Genomic DNA, 342 nt, shown 5'->3' on the forward strand with positions numbered 1-342 from the left:
GGGGCCTTCGGGACTGTGCTGTGCAGGGTCAGGTTTCGTTGGTTCATGGGCTCTTATCCTTTGCGCGAGCGCGAAGCGCCGCCTGTGACTGTGACTTCCGAATTCCGGATAGCAGCGCCGCGAAGGGCTGCCGTCATGCGGTTCAAACGGATTGCGATTGGCATTCTGAGATGAGCGATGGCCAGCGGATCGCGCCAGGCGGCACGAAGCGCCCGGGAGAGGGAGCGCTGCTTGATGCCATCCACGAGTTCAAGAAAGGCATGCGCCTGCCGGAGGCTGCGGGTGCGAAACGTCTGGGCGGCCGTGGCTGCAGCGTCGAGGTTGTGGCGCGATAGAAACCGG

General features: G+C 63.7%; 1 pseudogene. It reads right to left on the reverse strand.

Annotated elements, in window-relative coordinates:
* Window positions 1-53: 53 nt before the first annotated feature.
* Window positions 54-342, reverse strand: a pseudogene (locus SB659_RS19215) (glycosyl transferase); the annotation flags it as partial.

It is taken from the genome of Arthrobacter sp. SIMBA_036 (assembly GCF_046535135.1).
In the GTDB taxonomy this organism is placed as follows: domain Bacteria; phylum Actinomycetota; class Actinomycetes; order Actinomycetales; family Micrococcaceae; genus Arthrobacter.